This window comes from Moraxella sp., from assembly GCF_024227015.1.
Classification (GTDB): domain Bacteria; phylum Pseudomonadota; class Gammaproteobacteria; order Pseudomonadales; family Moraxellaceae; genus Moraxella.
Genome location: NZ_JAAELD010000001.1, coordinates 1 through 2,518 on the forward strand (window position 1 = coordinate 1; position 2,518 = coordinate 2,518).

The 2,518-nt window shown below is 43.9% G+C and carries 1 protein-coding gene; it reads right to left on the bottom strand.

The window, feature by feature from the left end; all coding sequences use genetic code 11:
* Positions 1-151: 151 nt before the first annotated feature.
* The gene (locus GY683_RS00005; protein WP_297286804.1) at positions 152-2,239 is read right to left on the bottom strand and encodes a sodium-translocating pyrophosphatase; all 2,088 of its coding nucleotides are present in this window, start codon (positions 2,237-2,239) and stop codon (positions 152-154) included.
* Positions 2,240-2,518 lie beyond the last annotated feature (279 nt).

Here is a 2,518-nt window from a genome sequence, read left to right on the forward strand (position 1 = left end):
TCTTTTTTCACTTGAATGGATGATCTCTGCAACGCTGCGTTACTGCGTTTCCTAAACAGTGATAATTTGCTTTGCGGAACCACGTTTGATAAGCGTAAGGTGCGCCCCACGCACCATCCTATCGTAAAACACACCTCACGCTTATTTCAAATTACAACAACGGCACAATCAACAATGCCACAATATTGATAATCTTAATCAACGGATTAACTGCAGGACCCGCCGTATCTTTGTACGGATCGCCAACAGTATCACCAGTGACAGCGGCTTTATGTGCTTCGGAGCCTTTGCCACCGTGATTGCCATCTTCAATATATTTCTTGGCGTTATCCCAAGCACCTCCGCCGACTGTCATGGAAATAGCGACAAATAAGCCAGTGACAATGGTGCCGAGCAATAAACCGCCCAGGGCTTGAACGCCTAATGTATATCCCACAACAATAGGCACTAACACGGGCAATAAGGATGGCACAATCATTTCAGCAATCGCCGCTTTTGTGAGCATATCCACTGCTTTGGAATAATCAGGCTGGGCTGTTTTGTCCATAATGCCTGGTATTTCTTTGAATTGGCGACGGACTTCTATGACAACACTAGCCGCAGCGCGTCCCACCGCTTTCATAGCCATTGCGCCAAATAAGAAGGGAATCATGCCGCCGATAAATAAGCCAATGATGACCATCGGATCGGATAAATCGAAAGCAATTGAGCCGCCCGCATGTTCAGAGGCTTTATGTTGATAGTCAGCAAACAACACTAATGCGGCTAAACCAGCAGAGCCAATGGCATAACCTTTAGTCACGGCTTTAGTGGTATTACCGACAGCATCTAATGGATCGGTGATATTGCGAACTTTTTCATCCAGTTCAGCCATTTCAGCGATACCACCCGCGTTATCAGTGACAGGACCATAAGCGTCTAATGCGACGATAATACCTGTCATGGACAACATGGAAGTGGCTGCGATAGCAATACCATAAATACCAGCAAGATAATACGCGCCACCAATACTGGCACAGATTGCTAATACAGGTAAAGCTGTGGATTCCATAGAAACAGCGATACCAGCAATGACGTTGGTGCCGTGCCCCGTCGTGGAAGCTTGAGCAATTTTACGCACTGGGCTAAATTCAGTGGCGGTATAGTATTCAGTCATGACAACCAATAATGCTGTCAAAACTAAACCAATGAGCGCAGCAGCGTAAATATTGATCACGGAATAGCTTATATCTCCAGCAAATCCCTTAAATGTAAATGCTTCCACGCCTGACATAAGCCATACTGTGACGGGGTAAAAGGCAATAGCGGCAATGACTGCAGAGAGTATTAAACCCTTATACAAAGCCCACATAATCTTTTTACCATCTGTCGCTTTGACGGCATAAGTACCGATGATAGAAGCGATGATGGAAACGCCACCTAAGACGAGGGGTAATAAAATGGCTTTATTAGCCATCACTTCATCAACCTTTCCATCACTACCAAGGAAAACCAAACCACCAATAAGCATGGTTGCAATAATCGTCACGGCATAAGTTTCAAATAAATCGGCTGCCATACCTGCACAGTCACCGACATTATCACCAACGTTGTCAGCAATCACGGCAGGGTTACGGGGATCATCTTCAGGAATACCTGCTTCAACTTTACCGACTAAGTCTGCGCCGACATCGGCACCCTTGGTGAAAATACCACCACCTAACCGAGCGAAAATAGAAATTAAAGAGCCACCAAAACCTAAGCCAATCAGGGGAGCGAGATTAACCATAGTCGTGCCGCCTTCTGGCAACATCATTTGCAGTACAGCATAATAACCTGCAACACCGAGCAATCCTAAGCCAACGACTAACAAGCCAGTAATGGCACCACTGCGGAAAGCGACGGCTAAAGCCTTATTTAAACCTTCATTCGCCGCTTGCGTTGTGCGAACATTTGCACGCACTGAGATATTCATGCCAATATAACCTGTGGCAGCGGAACATATAGCGCCTATGGCAAAACCTGTGGCTGTTAACCAATCAAGCCCAAAACCAATGGCTGCGAAAATAAAAATACCCACGCCAAAAATAGTGGTATATTGCCGATTCAAATAGGCATTTGCGCCTTGTTGAATAGCAAGAGCGATTTCCTGCATACGTTCATTGCCAGCAGGGAGTGCTAACACCCATTTTATAGATACAATACCGTATATCAACGCTCCAATTGCACAAAGCAGTGGAATCCATAGTTCTATTGACATAATTGTTTAATTCTCCATTTGCGAGTAAATAAAAGAAAGAAAATACAAATTATAGTATTCTACTATTTATGCGAATTAAGGGTTTAAAAACTTTTTTTAAATCAAAGCTTTAAAAATTGTCCAAAGCTAAAGCTTTGGATTCCAAAATAGCCAAAGTTAATGTTGGATACCAAAATAGCCAAAGCTGAAGCGTTGGATTCCAAAATAGCCAAAGCTAAAGCGTTGGATTCCAAAATAGCCAAAGCTAAAGCGTTGGATTCCAAAATAGCCAAAGCTAAA

What these genes read in the sequence shown, in the direction of transcription:
- GY683_RS00005 (WP_297286804.1), bottom strand. Translation starts at nt 2,239, where the DNA reads ATGTCAATAGAACTATGGATTCCACTGCTTTGTGCAATTGGAGCGTTG.